Raw genomic sequence first — 20,854 nt, 5'->3', positions numbered from 1 at the left:
TACCGGGCGGGGCGCTTCCGCATCACACAGGTAGGCACTACCCCTATGGGGTACTATGGCCAATTGGCACCACGGGCAGGCACGAGAAGGAATCCCATGAAAAACCTCAGGTCATTGCCGAAGTACGGCGGGAAGAAAACCGCTGCAACCACCGTCGTGATCGGCGCTTTCCTGCTCACCGGATGCGCGGCCGCCAACGACTCACCCTCAGCCACCTCGGCCAGCGGAGCCGAGATTCTTGTCGAGAATGGTCTCGAAGGCCTCGACGTGCGGGAGCTGGTCGAAACGCTCGATGCGATCCCGCTGGACGATCGCACGGAGACCTTGACCACGTCGATCACTGCGGAGATGGTCACGCTCACTGATCAGCACGAGCACGCGACAGAGGTGCGGTTGCCCAGTGACGAGATCTACGTATCCGTTGCCCCGTATCGGTCGCAGACCCATGATTGCTACTACCACAGCCCGACCGGATGCCTGGGCGAGCTGCGCAACGCAGACGTGGCCGTAACGGTGACGGATGCGACGACCGGCGAGACGATCGTCGACGAGGAGTTGAGAACCCTCGACAACGGCTTCGTCGGGATCTGGCTGCCCCGAGGCATCGAGACATCGATCTCGATCACCCACGACGGCCAGACCGTCACCTCCGAACTTTCGACCGTCGGCGACGATGCGCAAACCTGCCTGACCACGATGCGACTGGTCTAAAACTAGCACCACGGGAATACCCCCACCGGGTAGGGTGTTGTGATGTGCGCGCGGTCTATCGCACGCGACGTGTAATAGGAAGGAAAGCAGTCCCATGAGCGAAGTCACCACCGTCGACACCCAGGCCTTCGAAGAGGTTGTGCTCCAGAGCGAGGTCCCCGTTCTCGTGGACTTCTGGGCAGCCTGGTGCGGCCCGTGCCGTGCGATCGCGCCGGTCCTGGACCAGATTGCAGCTGAGCAGGATGGAAAGCTCCTCATCGCCAAGCTCAATGTCGACGAGAACCCCGACATCGCCTCACGCTACAACATCAGTTCGATCCCTGTGATGAAGGTCTTCGACAAGGGTGAAATCGTGCGCGAGATCATTGGGGCGATGCCGAAGCCGCAGATCGAGCAACGCCTCGAAGGCATTATCTGAGGCTCGGCCGTCGAACCGTTCCCGAACTCCGCCGACCGTTGCGCGGCAGTTGATGGTCGCCCGACTCAGCGTGATTGCATACGTAATGCAAGACTGCGCAGTGCAACGAGCGCTTGAAGTGGCAGGACCCCGTTACCGAAGGCGGTCTTCTGCTGATTTGCAGTCAGTCCGCCCATCGTGTCGGTAATCCATCTGACTGGCAGATCCATAAGCCATTCCACGAACTCCGGCGACGGGCGTGGCCCTCTGTCCTCGTTCATATACACCAAATACACGGTTTGCAAGAAGTTAAGCAGTGTCACCAGAAAAGGGATTCTTCCATGGCACTGCCACCAGAAAAAATTGCTCAGCTTCAAGCAGCCCAAAAGACTGCCCAAGACCGAGAAGTTAATCAAGCAAAAGAACTTATAAACGCCCAAGACATTGGCTACACATCCAAACTCTTCGTCCAAGCATTATTTCCATACCGCAAGACCGACGAAGAAAAACGAGTCATAGAGACAGCACAAGGCCGAATCGTTGTCTACGCCGATGGAGGATTGCCCTACGGCAAATATCCCCGACTAATCATGGCCTACATCGTCACCCGTGCCGTGGAAAACGCAGGAAAGCTCAAAGCAGGCAAAATAGACCTTGAGCAAGCAGTCCGCATCCCTCTCGGACACTCCATGAACCACTTCCTCCAAGCCATCGGAGTAACTGGACGCGGCACAGGTGGCGCAACAGGGAACTTGGCCAATATCCGCGAGCAATTATTGCGCCTGGCTGATGCTCGCGTGACCGTCAAAGAGGACGATGGCGTACGCGCACGTGGTAAACACACTCAAATTATGGATGAATGGGACTTATGGTTTGATGCACGCGACCCTAATCAGGGAAGCTTCATCGAGTCCTACATCAAACTCACGCCACAATTTTTCCAGCACATGGTGCCACGGTCAGCGTAGGAGAGGTAGCCCCACACCACGTTGCGTTTTCCGTCGAGGACGCCCTTGTTCACGCGGTCAGTCGGCGTGATGGCATCCGCTTCGACGATGTTGGCGGGGTCCCAGTCGCTCGCGCTCGGTGCCTCGGCGGCGTGAGCCACGTTGGCAATTGCTGCGTGAGGGCCAACTACTGGAAGCGCTTGCGATCCGACGGCGATGGCCATCGAGGCTGCAAGCATTGTCATGCCGCGGCGGCGGCCTCTCTTAGGGGGTTGGGCAGGTGGGTAAGCCATCATATTCTCCTTAGTATTTTCTGACGGTTTGGCACGATATTCTAAGTGAGTCTCAGGAATCTGGAAATGGCTTTGGGGTGCCTGGGGGGTAATTCGGCGACGCCAGTACGCGAAAAGGCGGTATAAATGTGTCCCTACTCACTATGTATGCGTCCAAGCTTATATCCGGTCCGCGGGTGGTATGGGGGTGATCAGGGGGGGGTAATGGTTTTCAAACACTAACCAGTAGGCCGGAAAGGGTAGTTTACCTGCCACAAAAGGTATAGAGGTACGTGTTTGTATCCGTGCAGAAGGGGGGTGGGCGTGAAGTGTTGCAAAGCGGGTGCGAAACGCGCGAATGTCCTTACACATGCTGAGCCGAAGCTGTGTGCAAAAATCTTGCATTCTGAGATACCGGGGGCGCAACGCCTCGTTTGCTGAGAATGTTACGTGGTCATGCCCGCCCGCAGGGGAGCCCGAGCTGTGTCCACTACACTTTGGCCCATGCTGCCTAAATCCAGGATTCTCTCCGCGCTCCTCGTGGGTCTCGGCATCGCGCTCGTGGTTGCTGGCCTGCTCGCGCCGCGCTTCCTGCTTGGCGACGCCCGCCTGCCCCTCGACCTCGCGCACACCACCTGGACGCTTCGCGACGACGACGGCACACGCGAAGGCGAGCCTGCCCCCGTGACCCGCCAGCTCCACATGGAGGTGCAGGACCCCTCGAATGACGACGTGGCGAGCGTGCGCATCGGCGATACCTTGCGTGCCGGCACGGCCGGTTCGGACTTTGACAACCTCGTTACCGCGTCCACCTGGTCGATGGTGCTGGACCGTGCCACCGGCCAGGTGGCCTTGCCTGCGCAGGTGTCCAGCCAGATGGCGATGCCTGCGACGGAGGTGCCCGTGGACGGGCCCTGGCTGAAGCTGCCGTCCGACGTGCAGCAGCAGGACTACAACGTGTTCGACCCGCAGCTGCGGGGGAGTGCGCCCGCGCAGTTTGCCGGCGAGGAAGAGATCGGCGGCCGCACTGTGTATACCTTTACCCAGCATATCGAGCCGACGAACTTAGCGCTGCGCTACGCCGACGCCTTGAATACCAGCACCGCCGAGGTCGGCGAAGGCGAGGATGCTGACAGCGTGCGCACCTTCCGCAACTACGCTGCGGACCGCGAAATTCAGGTCGACCAGGTCACCGGTCTTGTGGTTGGCATGAGAGAAAAGGTCGACATCTTCTACGCCGACGACAACGGCGAGCACCCCACCAACGTCATTACCTACGACGCCGCGATGTCGCCGGAGGATACCGAGGCGATGGTGGCCCAGCTCTCCCGCGTGGTGCCGCAATCCGTATCGCAAAAGGTTACGTGGGGTACCATCGCGCTCGGCGCGTTTGTCGCCCTGTTTGGCCTGGTCGGCGCGTTCCGTCCCGGCCGCGCCCGCTAGCCGGGTGTCGCGGGGTTGCCGAGTTAGCAACCTCTGGTGGTAGGCTTCCCCGCAGCGACGTCACCGGTGAGGTTTCCGGTGCAGGAGCAAGCTTATCGACGGCACCGCTTTCGCTCCGACGACGCGCAGGCGACACGGGGGTGTGTCTGCTCTTTACAAAGCGTGCACTGTGCTATAGGCTAAGTCGTTGCGCTGGAAGCCGTCTCCAGTGAAGTGCGCGAGCCTTGCATGAGGCGCCCGTCGGAAAGCCTGTGTGAGCAGGGGGTATGTCGAAGGGTGCTGATTTGACAAGGTGATTTTGTCATCTCTGGGGGCGGGTCTTCCGAAGCAGACCGAAATGCTAACTTACCCAGCGGAAATGCCGGTTGTTTACAGAGCCAGAGTAAATAGCGTGGCGTCCGCCCTAGGTGCTGGAAGGACCCAACTTGGCAGTCTCAAACCAGACCATGTCAATGGCTGATATTCCCGGGGCCCCCGAACGTTACTCGTTCGCCAAGATCGCTGAGCCGATCACCGTCCCGGGTCTTCTTGATGTACAGCTTGAATCTTTTGCGTGGCTCGTCGGTACGCCTGAGTGGCGCACCCGCGAGCAGGAGCTGCGCGGCGAGGACGCCCGCGTGGCCAGCGGCCTGGAGGACATCCTGGAGGAGATCTCTCCGATCCAGGACTACTCCGGCAACATGAGCCTGACGCTGTCCGAGCCGCGCTTCGAAGATGCGAAGTACACCATCGAGGAAGCAAAAGAGAAGGACATTAACTACTCCGCGCCGCTCTACGTGACGGCGGAGTTTATTAATAACGATACGCAGGAGATTAAGTCCCAGACCGTCTTTATTGGCGACTTCCCGCTGATGACGGACAAGGGCACCTTTATTGTCAACGGCACCGAGCGTGTCGTCGTCTCCCAGCTCGTGCGCTCCCCGGGCGTCTACTTTGACGAGACCATTGATAAGTCCACCGAGCGTCCGCTGCACGCCGTGAAGGTGATCCCTTCCCGTGGTGCGTGGCTGGAGTTCGACGTGGACAAGCGCGACACCGTCGGTGTGCGCATTGACCGTAAGCGTCGTCAGCCGGTGACCGTCCTGCTGAAGGCGCTCGGCTGGACCGAGGAGCAGATCAAGGAGCGCTTCGGCTTCTCCGAGCTCATGATGTCCACGCTGGAGAACGACGGCGTGGCCAACATGGACGAGGCCCTGCTGGAGATCTACCGCAAGCAGCGCCCGGGCGAGCAGCCGACCCGCGACCTCGCGCAGTCCCTGCTGGAGAACTCCTTCTTCCGCCCCAAGCGCTACGACCTGGCCCGCGTTGGCCGCTACAAGGTCAACCGCAAGCTGGGTCTCGGCGGCGATCACGATGGCCTGATGACGCTGACCGAGGAAGACATCGCCACCACGCTCGAGTACCTCGTGCGCCTGCACGCTGGCGAGACCGAGATGACCTCCCCGTCCGGCGAGCTCATCCCGATCAACACCGACGACATCGACCACTTTGGTAACCGTCGCCTGCGCACCGTTGGCGAGCTGATCCAGAACCAGGTCCGCGTCGGCCTCTCCCGTATGGAGCGCGTCGTGCGCGAGCGCATGACCACCCAGGACGCGGAGTCCATCACGCCGACCTCTCTGATTAACGTGCGTCCGGTCTCCGCTGCGATCCGCGAGTTCTTCGGTACCTCGCAGCTCTCGCAGTTCATGGACCAGAACAACTCCCTGTCCGGCCTGACGCACAAGCGTCGTCTGTCCGCGCTGGGTCCGGGCGGCCTGTCGCGTGAGCGCGCAGGCATCGAGGTCCGAGACGTGCACCCGTCCCACTACGGCCGCATGTGCCCGATTGAGACCCCTGAGGGCCCGAACATTGGCCTGATCGGCGCGCTCGCGTCCTACGCGCGCGTCAACCCGTTCGGCTTCATCGAGACCCCGTACCGCAAGGTCAACGACGGCAAACTCACGGACCAGATCGACTACCTCACGGCCGACGAGGAGGACCGCTACGCGATTGCGCAGGCGGCCACCCCGATGACCAAGGACGGCGAGCTGACCGGCGAGCGCATCGAGGTCCGCCTCAAGGACGGCGACATCGGCGTCGTCGGCCCGCAAGGCGTTGACTACCTCGACATCTCGCCGCGCCAGATGGTCTCCGTGGCAACGGCGATGATTCCGTTCCTCGAGCACGACGACGCGAACCGCGCCCTCATGGGTGCGAACATGCAGAAGCAGGCTGTGCCGCTGCTGCGCTCCGAGGCTGCGTACGTGGCCACCGGCATGGAGCAGCGCGCTGCTTACGACGCTGGCGATACCGTCATCTCCCCGCTCTCCGGTGTCATCGAGACCGTGACCGGCGACTACATCACCGTGCTGGGCGACGACGGCACTCGCGACACCCAGCAGCTGCGTACCTTCCACCGCACCAACCAGGGCACCTGCTACAACCAAACCCCGATCGTGTCTGCTGGTCAGCGCGTCGAGGCTGGCCAGGTGATCGCGGACGGCCCGGGCACGAAGAACGGCGAGATGGCGCTCGGCCGCAACCTGCTCGTCGCCTTCATGCCGTGGGAAGGCCACAACTACGAGGACGCAATCATCCTCAACCAGCGCGTGGTGGAGGAGGACATCCTCACCTCCGTGCACATCGAGGAGCACGAGATTGACGCCCGCGACACCAAGCTCGGTGCCGAGGAAATCACCCGCGAGATCCCGAACGTGTCCGAGGACGTGCTCAAGGATCTCGACGAGCGCGGCGTGATCCGCATCGGCGCTGATGTGCGCGACGGCGACATCCTCGTGGGTAAGGTCACCCCGAAGGGCGAGACCGAGCTGACCCCGGAGGAGCGCCTGCTGCGCGCCATCTTCGGTGAGAAGGCCCGCGAGGTCCGCGACACCTCCCTGAAGGTGCCGCACGGTGAGACCGGCAAGGTCATCGCGGTCCGCCGCTTCTCCCGCGAGGACGACGACGATCTGTCCGCAGGCGTGAACGAGATGATCCGCGTCTACGTCGCGCAGAAGCGCAAGATCCAGGACGGCGACAAGATGGCAGGCCGCCACGGCAACAAGGGCGTTGTGGGCAAGATCCTGCCGACGGAGGACATGCCGTTCATGGAGGACGGCACCCCGGTGGACATCATCCTGAACACGCACGGCGTGCCGCGTCGTATGAACATCGGTCAGGTCCTCGAGGTGCACCTGGGCTGGCTGGCCAAGGCCGGCTGGACCGTGAACCCGGACGACCCGAAGAACGCCGCGCTGCTGGAGACCCTGCCGGAGCACCTTTACGACGTCCCGCCGGAGTCGCTGACCGCAACGCCGGTGTTCGACGGCGCGTCCAACGAGGAGATCGCAGGCCTGCTGGCAAACACCAAGCCGAACCGCGACGGTGACGTGATGGTCGACGGCCAGGGCAAGACCCGCCTCTACGACGGTCGCTCCGGCGAGCCGTACAAGTACCCGATCTCCGTCGGCTACATGTACATGCTCAAGCTGCACCACCTTGTGGACGAGAAGATCCACGCCCGTTCCACCGGTCCGTACTCCATGATTACGCAGCAGCCGCTGGGCGGTAAGGCCCAGTTCGGTGGCCAGCGCTTCGGCGAGATGGAGGTGTGGGCAATGCAGGCGTACGGCGCTGCCTACACCCTGCAGGAGCTGTTGACCATCAAGTCGGACGACGTGGTCGGCCGCGTGAAGGTCTACGAGGCGATTGTGAAGGGCGACAACATCCCGGATCCGGGTATCCCGGAGTCCTTCAAGGTGTTGCTCAAGGAGCTGCAGTCTCTGTGCCTCAACGTTGAGGTGCTCTCCACGGACGGCAGCGCCATGGAGCTCGACGGCGACGACGATGAGTTTGACCAGGCCGGTTCCTCGCTGGGCATCAACCTCTCGCGCGACGAGGGTTCAGCGGCGGATACCGTCTAGGCGCCAGGTGGGCGTCGATAAGCACTTGTGCTTGCGGCGCCCTGAATGAAACGAGAAGAAACTATCCACACGCAATCCTCCCCAGCTGGGGGAGGTGAAAGGGAATTTACGTGTTTGACGTAAACCTCTTCAACGAGCTTCGCATCGGCCTGGCCACTGCAGAAGACATTCGTAAGTGGTCCCACGGCGAAGTGAAGAAGCCGGAGACCATCAACTACCGCACCCTCAAGCCCGAGAAGGACGGCCTGTTCTGCGAGCGCATCTTCGGCCCCACCCGCGACTGGGAGTGCGCCTGCGGTAAGTACAAGCGCGTCCGTTACAAGGGCATCATCTGCGAGCGCTGCGGCGTCGAGGTGACCAAGTCCAAGGTGCGCCGCGAGCGCATGGGCCACATCGAGCTCGCCGCTCCCGTGACCCACATTTGGTACTTCAAGGGCGTCCCGTCTCGCCTGGGTTACCTGCTTGACCTCGCTCCGAAGGACCTGGAGCGCATCATCTACTTCGCCGCCAACATCATCACCAGCGTCGACGAGGAGGCACGTCACAACGACATGTCCACCCTCGAGGCGGAGATGCTGCTGGAGAAGAAGGAAGTCGAGGAGGACGCAAACTCCGAGATCGCCGAGCGCGCACACAAGCTGGAGGAAGACCTCGCCGAGCTCGAGGCTTCCGGCGCGACCGCCGCTGCCCGCAAGAAGGTGCAGCAGGCAGCCGACAAGGAAATGACGCACATCCGCGAGGCCGGCGAGCGCGAGGTCGAGCGCCTCGACGACATCTGGCAGACCTTCCAGAAGCTCGCCCCGAAGCAGATGATTATCGACGAGGTGCTCTACGAGGAGCTCGTCGACCGCTACGAGGACTACTTCACCGGCGGCATGGGCGCTGAGGCAATCCAGACGCTGATCCGCAACTTCGACCTCGAGTCCGAGGCCGAGGAGCTGCGCACCATCATCGCTGAGGGCAAGGGCCAGAAGAAGGTCCGCGCGCTCAAGCGCCTCAAGGTCGTCGCTGCGTTCCAGCGCTCCGGCAACGACCCGGCCGGCATGATCCTGGACGCGATCCCGGTGATCCCGCCGGAGCTGCGCCCGATGGTGCAGCTGGACGGCGGACGCTTCGCCACCTCCGACCTGAACGACCTGTACCGTCGCGTGATCAACCGCAACAACCGCCTCAAGCGCATGATTGACCTCGGCGCGCCCGAGATCATCGTGAACAACGAGAAGCGCATGCTGCAGGAGTCCGTGGACGCGCTGTTTGACAACGGCCGCCGCGGCCGTCCGGTCACCGGACCGGGCTCCCGCCCGCTGAAGTCCCTGTCCGACCTGCTCAAGGGCAAGCAGGGCCGCTTCCGCCAGAACCTGCTGGGTAAGCGCGTCGACTACTCCGGTCGTTCCGTGATTATCGTCGGCCCGCAGCTCAAGCTGCACGAGTGCGGTCTGCCAAAGCTGATGGCGCTCGAGCTGTTCAAGCCGTTCGTGATGAAGCGCCTGGTGGACAACCAGTACGCGCAGAACATCAAGAGCGCGAAGCGCATGGTGGAGCGCCAGCGCCCCGAGGTGTGGGACGTGCTCGAAGAGGCCATTTCCGAGCACCCGGTGCTGCTCAACCGCGCACCGACCCTGCACCGCCTGGGCATCCAGGCCTTCGAGCCGAAGCTGGTCGAGGGCAAGGCCATCCAGCTGCACCCGCTGGCGTGCGAGGCGTTCAACGCTGACTTCGACGGCGACCAGATGGCAGTCCACCTGCCGCTGTCCGCAGAGGCGCAGGCGGAGGCCCGCGTGCTGATGCTGTCCTCCAACAACATCCTGTCCCCGGCGTCCGGCAAGCCGCTGGCAATGCCGCGCCTGGACATGGTGACCGGCCTGTACTTCCTCACCATGCTGAAGTCCACCGATGAGATCGGCGGCGAGGGCGCCTACGCGCCTGCCGACGAGAACGGCCCGGCACAAGGCGTCTACTCCTCCTACCGCGAGGCGATCATGGCGTACGACCGCGGCGTGCTCGGCCTGCAGGCCCCGATCAAGGTCCGCATCGACCACCTGCGCCCGACCGTTGAGGTCGAGGAGGAGCAGTTCCCGGACGGCTGGACCAAGGGCCAGGCATGGATGACCGAGACGACGCTCGGCCGCATCATGTTCAACGAGCTTCTGCCGTTCAACTTCCCCTTCCAGGAAGGCGCCATGGTGCGCAAGGGCGGCGGCGCCGGCAAGGTGCTGCTGGGTGACATCATCCAGGACATGGTGGAGAAGTACCCCATGATCACCGTCGCGCAGACGCTGGACAAGATGAAGGACGCCGGCTTCTACTGGGCAACCCGTTCCGGCGTGACCATCACCATGTCTGACGTGCTGGTGCTCCCGAACAAGACGCAGTTCCTCGAGCGTTACGAGAAGGAAGCCGAGGAGATCGAGCGCAAGTTCTGGGAGAAGGGTGCGCTTACCGAGGAGAACCGCTACGACCGACTGGTTGAGCTGTGGCAGGACGCCACCAACAAGGTCGGCCAGGCCGTGGAGGACCTCTACCCGGACGACAACCCGATTCCGATGATCGTGAAGTCCGGTGCTGCCGGTAACATGCGCCAGATCTGGACCCTGGCCGGCATGAAGGGCATGGTCGTGAACTCGCGCGGTGAGTACATCACCCGCCCGATCAAGACCTCCTTCCGCGAGGGCCTGTCCGTGATGGAGTACTTCAACAACTCCCACGGTTCCCGTAAGGGCCTGGCCGATACCGCACTGCGTACCGCGGACTCCGGCTACCTCACCCGTCGCCTGGTGGACGTGGCGCAGGACGTCATCGTCCGCGAGCTGGACTGTGGCACCCACCAGGGCGTCAAGGTCCCGGTGGCAGAGGCCGCTGGTGACTCCTTCGTCCGCCATGACCTGGTGGAGACCTCCGTGTCCGGCCGAGTCCTGGCCTCCGACGCGAAGGACTCCGAGGGCAACGTCGTCTTCGAGGCCGGCACCGAGCTGTCCGAGGAGCGTATCGACGTGCTCGTGCAGAAGGGCGTCGCCGAGGTCAAGGTCCGCTCCGTGCTGACCTGCCAGACCCCGACCGGCGTCTGCGCCAAGTGCTACGGCAAGTCCATGGCGTCCGGCCAGCTGGTAGACATCGGCGAGGCCGTCGGCATCGTCGCTGCACAGTCCATTGGTGAGCCGGGTACCCAGCTGACCATGCGTACCTTCCACCAGGGTGGTGTCGGCGGCGACATTACCGGTGGTCTGCCGCGTGTCCAGGAGCTGTTCGAGGCCCGCGTGCCCAAGAACTGCGCTCCGATCGCGTCGGTCGCCGGTACGGTCTCCCTGGAGGACGAGGGCAACTTCTGGACCCTCACCATCCACCCGGACGACGACTCCGACGACGTGGTGTACGAGAAGCTGTCCAAGCGCCAGGGCCTGGCCCAGGTGCGCCGCCCGATGGAGTCCAACCCGGACGCCATGATCGAGCGCTCCCTGCGCGAGGGCGACCACGTCGAGGTGGGCGAGCGCCTGCTCCGCGGTGCCGCAGACCCGCACGACGTGCTCGAGGTCCTCGGCCGTCGCGGCGTGGAGAAGCACCTCATCGACGAGGTGCAGGCCGTGTACCGCACCCAGGGTGTGTCCATCCACGACAAGCACATCGAGATCATCATCCGCCAGATGCTGCGCCGCGGCACGGTCATCGACTCCGGCTCGACCGAGTTCCTGCCGGGCACGCTGATCGACCTCTCCGAGGCACGCCAGGTCAACGCCGCCACCGTGGCGGACGAGGGTCAGCCGGCGGAGATGCGCTCCGAGATCATGGGTATCACCAAGGCCTCACTAGCTACCGAGTCCTGGCTGTCGGCCGCCTCCTTCCAGGAGACGACCCGCGTGCTCACGGACGCCGCGATCAACAAGCGCTCCGACCAGCTCATCGGTCTGAAGGAGAACGTGATCATCGGTAAGCTGATCCCGGCCGGTACGGGCATTTCCCGCTACCGCAACATCCAGGTCAAGCCGACCGAGGCCGCGCGCTCCGCGGCGTACTCCATCCCGAGCTTCGGCGAGGGCATCTACGGCGACGAGGGCTACGGCGAGTACACCGGCGCCTCCGTCCCGCTCGACGAGTACGGCATCGACCAGATCTAGCCTTCTGGCTGTTAGCTAGGTCTGCTCACCAACCGGCCCGGCTCCTCCGCAACTGTGCGGTAGGGGCCGGGCCGTTGGCGTCGATAAGCACGCGTGCCGAGCGCGCCTGCGGAAACTCTGCTTAGATTCCAGGTGTGAGCGAAGTATCGTCGACACCAGCGGCGAAAGGCCCCCGGCCATTTGCTGGATTGGCCAAATCGGTCGCGGCCGACCTTGGCACCCGGACCAACGCGACCCTCGCGGCGTTGCTCGCGGTTGTGGGCATCACCGGTGTCAGCGGCGGACTGGAAGCGGCCCCGCCCGAGGGCCTCACCGTGGCCGCGGCGCCGAGGGGCACCGGTGCGCTCGCGCAGCCTGCCGAGTTCACGGCCGCACCGTTCGAGATCTCGGTGCGGCGCACCTATACGCTTGGCGACGCACGCGTGGTGGAAATGCGACTCACCAACACCGCCTCGCGGCCTGTCCCTGCGCCGCAGTTCCTCATGGCGTTCGCCCTAGAGGACTCGCATCTTGGCCCAGAGGAGCAACCGGACATGAGAGCTGCGGTCGTACGCAAGCACAGCGCGGAGGCGCTCACCGAGGTTGCCCCGTCCGAGGCGATCTCGCCCAACCCTGGCGTGCCGCTGGATGTCGCGCTCATCTTCCAAGGCCCGAGCGGCACGAATGCCGCGGAGGCGGACACGCTGGTGATCACGTCGCTGGAGTACCGTACCTCCTTCCTGGACGGGGCGAAGGCCTGGCTGACCAAGGACTGTGCTGCGGAGGTGAGCCTGCGGTGACGACGGTACCGCGCCGAATAGTGGCGACCGCGGCGGCGCTGGCCCTGCTCAGCCTGGGCGGCCTCATCCGCGAGCAGCTTCCCGACGCGCAGGACCGGGCCTTCGCGCCGTTTGACTACGGCGCCGAGGCACCGAAGATCGGGCGGGTTGATGGAGTCCACACCATTACCGCCGATGCGATCAACGGCGTGCCAACGCACGCCCGCTGGCTGGTCGTGGATTTTACCCACACACCCGATACTGGCCAGGTACTCGAAGGGCAGATCAAGGCTACCGACGGCACGCTCTACGGACCCGCGAACCACCTCGCGTCGTCGTGTGGCACCCTGTACCCGCAACTTCCTACGCAGTGCACCCTCGTCTTCGAAATGCCGGCAGAGCAGATTGCGGGGGCGAGGCTGTTCTTGCACCCGTCCGCCACGCAGATGGCGCCGCGGGTGGTGCTGGAGCTCGGCGAACCAGTCGATGCCGGAAACATCAGCAGGGAGGGGCTCACGCTATGAAACTTGCCTGGTGGGCTGCCGCCCCGGTGGCGATCGGGTGCATGCTGGCGGCATCGTCGCAGCCGTACTTCGGGATCTATCGGCCGTGGTCCTGGACCCAGGAGCAACGCATCGCGGCCGGCACCCCGGGCTCGTTTGACCTGCCCATCGATGGCCTCGTGGAGGGGGAGGGGAGCGGGCCGCCGCGCCGCACCGCTGAGGTGGAGGTGATCGGGTTCCAACGGGTCGAACACGAGGAAGAGATCGGGCTCGATGCGCCCGACGGGTTTGCCATCTGGGCGCTACTCACCCAGTGGCGCGCACCGGAAGACTCGGTGCTGTCCCACTGCCGCATGTGGGCGACAGGCTCGGACGGGCGTGACTACCAGCGCACGGATCAAATCTTCGGCGAAGTGGTGAGTGACATGAGCGCCCTGCACAGCTGCACCCCGCCGGGCGAGGGCGGGCCGGCGACGGAGTCGGTGGACCTCCGCACCGCTACGGTCCGCGTTGTCCAGGGTGACCCGCGCCCGGAGGAGTGGCGCAAACTCATCCCCATCGCGATGCCGGAGGGCGTGCAGCCGGAGCAGCTCCACCTCGGGTGGAACGAGCCCGACTACGTCACCCTCGACCTGCCGGAGCCGAAAAACTACGTGGACGACCCGGAGTCTAAGGCGAGAGACGCATCGGGATCTGCGGCGGGCGAGTAGGAGCGGCGCAGGAAGAAGTCGAGCCCCGAGGCGATCAGGCACACCACGAGCAACAGGTACGCGGCGCGCGCGACGATGAGGATGTACGCAGCGATGACTTCGCTGACAAGCGCGTCCTGTGGTCCCACGATGGCGCGACCCACCTCGACCACGCCCAACTCGACTCCGGCGGCGAGCATGAACACGATGCAAAACATCACCATTGGCACGATGCCTGCCTTGGCCAGCGTGCGAAGGCCGCTCCACGTGGTCTTCAGCGGCCCGGCGATAGGCTGCATCGCCTGGTTGGCAACATACTTGGCCTCCTTTTCAACCACGTGGCGCGCCCGCCTCCTGAAGCGCTGCGAGCTGTCCGCAGCTTCGGCGTCCGGCGCCGCTTCCTTCTCCCGGCTGGCAACCAGCGACGTGCCGAAGACCACTGCGCCGAGGGTGAGCCACGCGACCGGAATGGTCACCAGCTGGTTGATCACCGGTAACGCCTCCGCCAGCCAATCCCAGGCGCTGGCGAGGATGCCTGTGTGCTCGGCAATGCCGTCCCTCAGGTCCACGTAGCGGTCGTACGCGGGCGCAATTCCCCGCCTGCTCAGCGCCCAATCATGTACGTCTGTGAGCTTGTTGGTCACAAATATCGATACGGTGGACATCCACAGCACGTCGAGGTAGGCGGCGAGATAGGTGAGGCCGAGACCGCGTTCTGCCAGCGCGAAGTAACCAATAATCTTGCGCAGCACGATCGTCACCATAATAAGGGCGAGCAGGGATGCGGTGCCGTCGACGAACACCCGGCTAAAGTCCGCGGCAAAGCCCTGGTTCATGAATTCGTCGTTCGTGGCGGCGCGGCGGAACGCGGCGAGGTCCTCCTTAAGCATGCCGTGCGTGGCGTACACAGTGAGAAACGAAATCAGCATCCCGCCCGCCGAAAACAGGCGCGTGCGTGACGACGTCTCCTCCCGCCCCGGAATCGCCCGGGAGAGGAAGGGGAGCGACGGGCGGAGGTACCAAAGGGCGTAGATCAGTGCGACCATGACGGAGAGCGGAGCAAGCGGCATCACCAGGCTGGCCCCGACCTTGCTGAAGTTGGAAATCCACACCGCGAGCCAGATCACGGCTTGGCGTCCCGTCAGGCCCAGGCAGACACACGTGATGAGCTGCGGGAGGTGCCGGAGGAGGAGACCGGCGGCGCGTACGGGAATGATGACGGACTCGGCTGCGATCTCGCGCGCAGACTGGGAGAACTCACCCGGCGGTGAGGTCGTGGTCGACATGCTTGCAGTGTAAATGAGGAGGCGTCGGGTGGCTCGTCGATAAGCGATTTGCTCTTGTGACGCGGGGTGATGTAGCTTGTATGAGGTTTCGCTCGCGATAATTCGCGTGGCGGAAAGATACGAACTCCGTGCGGCTGCGCACTCGCGGTCAGGTAGTTCATGCACACGGCAGGGCCCCGAAAAGAGCCCCCATTTTTGCATGTACGGCCACCTTAGCGCGCACCGCTTAACAGAAAGAGCGTGAATGCCTACTATTCAGCAGCTGGTCCGCAAGGGCCGCCACGATAAGAGCAAGAAGGTGGCTACCGCTGCGCTGAAGGGCTCGCCCCAGCGTCGCGGCGTGTGCACCCGCGTGTACACCACCACTCCGAAGAAGCCGAACTCGGCACTGCGTAAGGTCGCCCGTGTGCGCCTGACCTCCGGCATCGAGGTTTCCGCATACATCCCGGGTGAGGGCCACAACCTGCAGGAGCACTCCATGGTGCTCGTGCGTGGTGGTCGTGTGAAGGACCTCCCGGGTGTCCGCTACAAGATCATCCGCGGCGCACTGGATACCCAGGGCGTCAAGGACCGTAAGCAGGCTCGTTCCCGTTACGGCGCAAAGAAGGGACAGTAATCAGAAATGCGTAAACAGCAAGCTCCGAAGCGTCCCGTAGTCAAGGACCCGGTTTACCAGTCCGAACTTGTTACCCAGCTGGTGAACAAGGTGCTGCAGGACGGCAAGAAGTCCACCGCCGAGCGCATCGTCTACGGCGCACTCGAGGCGTGCCGCGAGAAGACCGGCACCGACCCGGTTGGCACCCTGGAGAAGGCCCTGGGCAACATCCGCCCGGACCTCGAGGTTCGTTCCCGCCGTGTTGGTGGCGCGACCTACCAGGTCCCGGTTGAGGTCAAGCCCGGCCGTTCCAACACCCTCGCACTTCGCTGGATGGTGACCTTCACCCGCCAGCGTCGTGAGAACACGATGGTCGAGCGCCTTGCTAACGAGATCCTGGATGCATCCAACGGTCTCGGCGCTTCCGTGAAGCGTCGCGAGGACATGCACAAGATGGCCGAGGCCAACCGCGCCTTCGCCCACTACCGCTGGTAATGACCGGCGCGCACGGTTTTTCTATGACACCCGGACGTCAGCTGCCGCAACTGCGTAGAAGCAAATTGAATATCTGCTTCGTGCATCGTTGTTGTGCAGTTGCGTCCGGGTGTTTTTTGGAATGACCGACGCGACTCACCCTGCCATTTGATGAAAAAGGTGGCAGAATTGACAAAGGAAATTATTCGCCATAGGCGCCCGCTGGAGATTCCCCCGAGTCTGCAGAGCGTCGACGACTTTTAAGTTGGGGTAATAACGTGGCACAAGAAGTGCTTAAGGACCTGCACAAGGTTCGCAACATCGGCATCATGGCTCACATCGATGCTGGTAAGACCACCACGACCGAGCGCATCCTCTTCTACACCGGCATCAACCGTAAGGTCGGCGAGACCCACGACGGTGCTTCCACCACCGACTGGATGGAGCAGGAGAAGGAGCGCGGCATCACCATTACGTCCGCTGCCGTGACCTGTTTCTGGGACTCCAACCAGATCAACATCATCGACACCCCGGGCCACGTGGACTTCACCGTTGAGGTGGAGCGCTCCCTGCGCGTGCTCGACGGCGCTGTTGCCGTGTTCGACGGCAAGGAGGGCGTTGAGCCGCAGTCCGAGCAGGTCTGGCGCCAGGCTGCTAAGTACGACGTGCCGCGTATCTGCTTCGTCAACAAGATGGACAAGCTGGGCGCTGACTTCTACTTCACCGTGCAGACCATCATCGACCGCCTCGGCGCGAAGCCGTTGGTAATGCAGCTGCCGATCGGCGCTGAGGACGAGTTCGACGGCGTCGTCGACCTGATTGACATGCAGGCCATCACCTGGCGCGGCAAGGTCGAGACCGGTGCAGAGCCGACCATCGAGGAGATCCCGGCCGACCTCAAGGACAAGGCTGAGGAGTACCGCGAGAAGCTGCTCGAGGCAGTCGCTGAGTCCGACGAGGAGCTCATGGAGAAGTACTTCGGCGGCGAGGAGCTGACCAAGGACGAGATCAAGGCTGCCATCCGCAAGATGACGGTCAACTCCGAGATCTACCCGGTCCTGTGCGGTACCGCTTACCGCAACAAGGGTGTCCAGCCACTGCTCGACGCTGTCGTCGATTACCTGCCGAGCCCGCTCGACGTGGGCGAGGTGCACGGCACCGCCCTCGACGGCGAGACCCCGATGACCCGTAAGCCGTCCGTGGAGGAGCCGTTCTCCGCACTGGCCTTCAAGGTCGCCGTCCACCCGTTCTTTGGCAAGCTCACCTACGTGCGCGTGTACTCCGGCCAGGCTATCCCGGGCGAGAACATGCTCAACTCCACCAAGCAGAACAAGGAGCGCGTGGGCAAGCTCTTCCAGATGCACGCGAACAAGGAGAACCCGGTCGAGCACGCCGACGCCGGTAACATCTACGCGTTCATCGGCCTGAAGCAGACCACCACGGGTGACACCCTCTGCAACCCGGACCACCCGATCATCCTGGAGTCCATGGACTTCCCGGATCCGGTTATCCAGGTGGCAATTGAGCCGAAGACCAAGGCCGACCAGGAGAAGCTGGGTACCGCTATCCAGAAGCTGGCGGAAGAGGACCCGACCTTCACCGTCAAGCTCGACGAGGAGACCGGCCAGACCGTCATCGGCGGCATGGGCGAGCTGCACCTCGACGTCCTGGTTGACCGCATGAAGCGCGAGTTCAAGGTCGAGGCAAACATTGGTAACCCGCAGGTTGCCTACCGCGAGACCATCCGCAAGAAGGTCGAGTCCCTGGACTACACCCACAAGAAGCAGACCGGTGGTTCCGGCCAGTTTGCAAAGGTCATCGTCACCATCGAGCCGTACGATCCGGATCCGGAGACCCTGGAGGAGGGCGAGTCCGCGACCTACAAGTTCGAGAACGCCGTCACCGGTGGCCGCGTTCCGAAGGAGTACATCCCGTCCGTCGACGCTGGTATCCAGGACGCGATGCAGTACGGCTACCTGGCTGGCTTCCCGCTGGTGAACATCAAGGCCACCCTGGAAGACGGTGCCTACCACGAGGTCGACTCCTCCGAGATGGCCTTCAAGATGGCCGGCTCCCAGGTGCTGAAGGAAGCAGTTGCGAAGGCAAAGCCGGTGCTGCTCGAGCCGCTCATGGCCGTCGAGGTCGTGACCCCGGAGGAGTTCATGGGCACCGTCAACGGTGACATCAGCTCCCGTCGTGGCCAGGTCTACGCAATGGAGGACCGCTCCGGCGCGAAGGTCGTCAAGGCAAAGGTGCCGCTGTCCGAGATGTTCGGCTACATCGGCGACCTGCGCTCCTCCACCGCCGGCCGCGCGAACTTCACCATGGTGTTCGACTCCTACGCTGAGGTTCCGCAGTCCGTCGCACAGGAGATCATCGACGAGCGCAACGGCAACTAGTCCATCGTCCCGGCACCTTCCTCGGACGGTAGCTCCGCGTGCCAGCGGAGGTACCGGCTGATGGGGGAGGCGCTCCCGCCAAAGGGGTAACGGCTGGGCTGAGTCACCGCACAGCTCGGAAGGATCCGTCGAGGGTCGTCCGCAGACTGTGGGTGTCTGAGCCGGCCGTTACTCACTTGGTAGATCCGGGTTTTTCGGGTCGACCGGTTTGAAAAACGGTCACCAAATATCTAGGATCATGTAACTGGCACATTGTGAAATGGTCATTGCCCTCGGCATCGTGTGAACGGGGCCGGGGCAGGGCAAATGTAAACTACGTGGCTGCGAAGGTCGTAGCCACCATGAAGTCCAGGAGGACATACAGTGGCAAAGGAAAAGTTCGAGCGCAGCAAGCCGCACGTGAACATCGGCACCATCGGTCACGTCGACCACGGCAAGACCACCACCACCGCCGCAATCACCAAGGTGCTCGCTGACGCTTACCCGGAGGAGAACAAGGCCTTCGCGTTCGACGCGATTGACAAGGCTCCGGAGGAGCGCGAGCGCGGCATCACCATCAACATCTCCCACGTGGAGTACAACACCCCGAAGCGTCACTACGCACACGTTGACGCCCCGGGCCACGCCGACTACATCAAGAACATGATTACCGGCGCTGCTCAGATGGATGGCGCTATCCTCGTCGTCGCTGCTACCGACGGCCCGATGCCGCAGACCCGTGAGCACGTGCTGCTCGCTCGCCAGGTTGGCGTCCCGTACATCCTCGTTGCACTGAACAAGTGCGACATGGTTGACGACGAAGAGATCATCGAGCTCGTTGAGATGGAGGTCCGCGAGCTGCTGGCCGAGCAGGAGTTCGACGAGGAAGCTCCGATCGTCCAGATCTCCGCTCTGAAGGCTCTCGAGGGCGACGAGAAGTGGGTCCAGTCCGTCATCGACCTGATGGAAGCCTGCGACAACTCCATCCCGGATCCGGAGCGCGAGACCGACAAGCCGTTCCTGATGCCGGTTGAGGACATCTTCACCATCTCCGGCCGCGGTACCGTTGTGACCGGCCGTGTTGAGCGTGGCGTCCTGAACATCAACGACGAGGTCGAGATCATCGGCATCCGTGACAAGGCCACCAAGACCACCGTCACCTCCATCGAGATGTTCAACAAGCTCCTCGACACCGCTGAGGCTGGCGACAACGCAGCACTGCTGCTCCGTGGCCTGAAGCGCGAGGACGTTGAGCGTGGCCAGGTTGTCATCGCACCGGGCGCTTACACCCCGCACTCCAAGTTCGAGGGTTCCGTCTACGTCCTGTCCAAGGACGAGGGCGGCCGCCACACCCCGTTCTTCGACAACTACCGTCCGCAGTTCTACTTCCGCACCACCGACGTTACCGGTGTTGTGAAGCTGCCGGAGGGCACCGAGATGGTCATGCCGGGCGACAACGTCGACATGTCCGTCGAGCTCATCCAGCCGGTCGCTATGGACGAGGGCCTGCGCTTCGCTATCCGCGAGGGCTCCCGCACCGTCGGCGCTGGCCGCGTTACCAAGATCCTCGACTAATTCAGTCGCTGATCTGGTAATCACCAGAGCATAAGCAAAGGGCCACCACCCCGCGAGGGGAGGTGGCCCTTTTCGCGCGCCCGAATTCAGCGCCTGATTAGACTCTGCAACTGTGCACAACGACCCAACCCGCATCCCCACCCTCCTCGACGCGCTCCGAGACACGTGGGAGGGCCAACCCGACTTGTCGCTCTCCGCGCTGATCGGCGTGCTGCAAAACCGGGGAGCCTCCTACGGCACCACGGACGAGGAACTCCTGGGGCTGCTCCGCGAACTCGAAGCCGAACACCCCGCGCTGCTGCGCGAGCTCCCGGAACAACCCGTGCTGATCACCACCGAGGAACCCGCACATGAAGTGAGCATGGACGGCAGCACCGTGGTGGTGCGCTCAAGCGCGAACCCGGATCAGATGCCCAGCGTGTGGAAGTACGCGGCGTTTCGGCCCGTGGGGCCGGGCAGGCCGCTCGTCGTCGAGGACACGGAAGGGTTCCAGCACCGTCTTGGGGTGGTGAGGCTCGTGACGGTGCTGGACGCGCAGGACGCGCCGGAACTTGCGGGGCTGGAGCGCGGGGACATTGGGGGTGCCCGGTGGTTCGTTGCGCTCGAGGACGGCGCACGTGCCGTGCTGGGTCAGCGTCTGCGTGTGTGGCGGCCCGAGGGGCGCCGCGCGACGGCTCGCGAGGAGTTGCGGTGGTCGCGGATCCTGCGGTGTGCAGTGGGGGAGGACATGCAAATCGCCCCAGGAGGCGGCGCGGGGCCGGCCTCGCTGGGGCGAGTGACGCAGATCGTGCTGCTGGAGGTGTAGGAGCCGG

16 protein-coding genes are annotated in these 20,854 nt (G+C 63.5%); 14 read left to right on the top strand and 2 right to left on the bottom strand.

Annotated features, from left to right (window positions below; genetic code table 11):
* The first annotated feature begins 96 nt into the window (after nt 1–96).
* The 3 genes from FPP74_RS01020 to FPP74_RS12375 all read left to right on the top strand — a co-directional run bounded on the left by FPP74_RS01020 (nt 97) and on the right by FPP74_RS12375 (nt 2,076).
* Nucleotides 97–711, top strand: a complete 615-nt coding sequence (locus FPP74_RS01020; protein WP_180965366.1) for a CueP family metal-binding protein — start codon at nt 97–99, stop codon at nt 709–711.
* Nucleotides 712–805: 94 nt separating this feature from the next.
* Nucleotides 806–1,129 carry a thioredoxin gene (gene trxA / locus FPP74_RS01015; protein ID WP_099299417.1) on the top strand — a complete coding sequence of 108 codons (324 nt, stop codon included), beginning with the start codon at nt 806–808 and terminating at the stop codon, nt 1,127–1,129.
* Between the two features lie 320 nt (nt 1,130–1,449).
* A complete protein-coding gene (locus FPP74_RS12375) occupies nt 1,450–2,076 on the top strand; it encodes a replication protein RepA (protein WP_255456024.1) in 627 nt (208 codons plus the stop codon).
* On the opposite strand, the gene FPP74_RS01000 is transcribed toward FPP74_RS12375, so the two are convergent.
* Entirely contained in the window at nt 2,022–2,300 is a 279-nt protein-coding gene (locus tag FPP74_RS01000) for a hypothetical protein (RefSeq protein WP_144716838.1), read from the bottom strand. The two genes, FPP74_RS12375 and FPP74_RS01000, sit on opposite strands and share 55 nt — an antisense overlap.
* A gap of 531 nt (nt 2,301–2,831) precedes the next feature.
* Here FPP74_RS01000 and FPP74_RS00995 point away from each other — a divergent pair.
* The 6 genes from FPP74_RS00995 (at nt 2,832) to FPP74_RS00970 (ending at nt 13,755) form a co-directional block, all read left to right on the top strand.
* Nucleotides 2,832–3,770, top strand: a complete 939-nt coding sequence (locus FPP74_RS00995) for a DUF3068 domain-containing protein (RefSeq protein ID WP_144716835.1) — start codon at nt 2,832–2,834, stop codon at nt 3,768–3,770.
* 407 nt (nt 3,771–4,177) lie between these two features.
* The gene (locus tag FPP74_RS00990) at nt 4,178–7,675 is read left to right on the top strand and encodes a DNA-directed RNA polymerase subunit beta (RefSeq protein WP_095535276.1); all 3,498 of its coding nucleotides are present in this window, start codon (nt 4,178–4,180) and stop codon (nt 7,673–7,675) included.
* Nucleotides 7,676–7,785: 110 nt separating this feature from the next.
* A complete protein-coding gene (locus FPP74_RS00985) occupies nt 7,786–11,784 on the top strand; it encodes a DNA-directed RNA polymerase subunit beta' (protein WP_095546816.1) in 3,999 nt (1,332 codons plus the stop codon).
* 134 nt (nt 11,785–11,918) lie between these two features.
* Nucleotides 11,919–12,563, top strand: a complete 645-nt coding sequence (locus tag FPP74_RS00980) for a hypothetical protein (protein WP_144716833.1) — start codon at nt 11,919–11,921, stop codon at nt 12,561–12,563.
* Nucleotides 12,560–13,066 carry a hypothetical protein gene (locus FPP74_RS00975; RefSeq protein ID WP_144716831.1) on the top strand — a complete coding sequence of 169 codons (507 nt, stop codon included), beginning with the start codon at nt 12,560–12,562 and terminating at the stop codon, nt 13,064–13,066. The genes FPP74_RS00980 and FPP74_RS00975 overlap by 4 nt, the downstream gene beginning before the upstream one ends.
* Nucleotides 13,063–13,755, top strand: a complete 693-nt coding sequence (locus tag FPP74_RS00970; RefSeq protein ID WP_095277987.1) for a hypothetical protein — start codon at nt 13,063–13,065, stop codon at nt 13,753–13,755. Before FPP74_RS00975 ends, FPP74_RS00970 begins: the two co-directional genes overlap by 4 nt.
* On the opposite strand, the gene FPP74_RS00965 is transcribed toward FPP74_RS00970, so the two are convergent.
* Nucleotides 13,695–15,020: a hypothetical protein gene (locus tag FPP74_RS00965; protein ID WP_144716829.1), complete on the bottom strand. Its 1,326-nt coding sequence runs from the start codon at nt 15,018–15,020 to the stop codon at nt 13,695–13,697. The two genes, FPP74_RS00970 and FPP74_RS00965, sit on opposite strands and share 61 nt — an antisense overlap.
* Before the next feature lie 244 nt (nt 15,021–15,264).
* Between FPP74_RS00965 and rpsL the strand changes: the two genes are divergently transcribed.
* From rpsL to FPP74_RS00940, 5 genes are all read left to right on the top strand, one after another.
* Nucleotides 15,265–15,636, top strand: coding sequence for a 30S ribosomal protein S12 (gene rpsL, locus FPP74_RS00960; RefSeq protein WP_076598032.1), 372 nt, complete (start codon nt 15,265–15,267; stop codon nt 15,634–15,636).
* Nucleotides 15,637–15,642: 6 nt separating this feature from the next.
* The gene (gene rpsG, locus FPP74_RS00955) at nt 15,643–16,110 is read left to right on the top strand and encodes a 30S ribosomal protein S7 (RefSeq protein ID WP_095277982.1); all 468 of its coding nucleotides are present in this window, start codon (nt 15,643–15,645) and stop codon (nt 16,108–16,110) included.
* Between the two features lie 257 nt (nt 16,111–16,367).
* Nucleotides 16,368–18,488 (top strand): elongation factor G, encoded by a 2,121-nt coding sequence (fusA, locus tag FPP74_RS00950; protein ID WP_095547648.1) that lies wholly within the window; start codon nt 16,368–16,370, stop codon nt 18,486–18,488.
* 363 nt (nt 18,489–18,851) lie between these two features.
* Nucleotides 18,852–20,042, top strand: coding sequence for an elongation factor Tu (gene tuf, locus FPP74_RS00945; RefSeq protein ID WP_095277977.1), 1,191 nt, complete (start codon nt 18,852–18,854; stop codon nt 20,040–20,042).
* 112 nt (nt 20,043–20,154) lie between these two features.
* The gene (locus FPP74_RS00940) at nt 20,155–20,847 is read left to right on the top strand and encodes a hypothetical protein (RefSeq protein WP_095547647.1); all 693 of its coding nucleotides are present in this window, start codon (nt 20,155–20,157) and stop codon (nt 20,845–20,847) included.
* The last annotated feature ends 7 nt before the right edge of the window (nt 20,848–20,854 follow it).

Origin of the sequence: Corynebacterium sp. NML180780 (assembly GCF_007786415.1) — a bacterium.
GTDB lineage: Bacteria > Actinomycetota > Actinomycetes > Mycobacteriales > Mycobacteriaceae > Corynebacterium > Corynebacterium gottingense.
The sequence above is the reverse complement of the archived record's forward strand: the minus strand, read 5'-3'. Positions and strand labels throughout refer to the sequence as shown.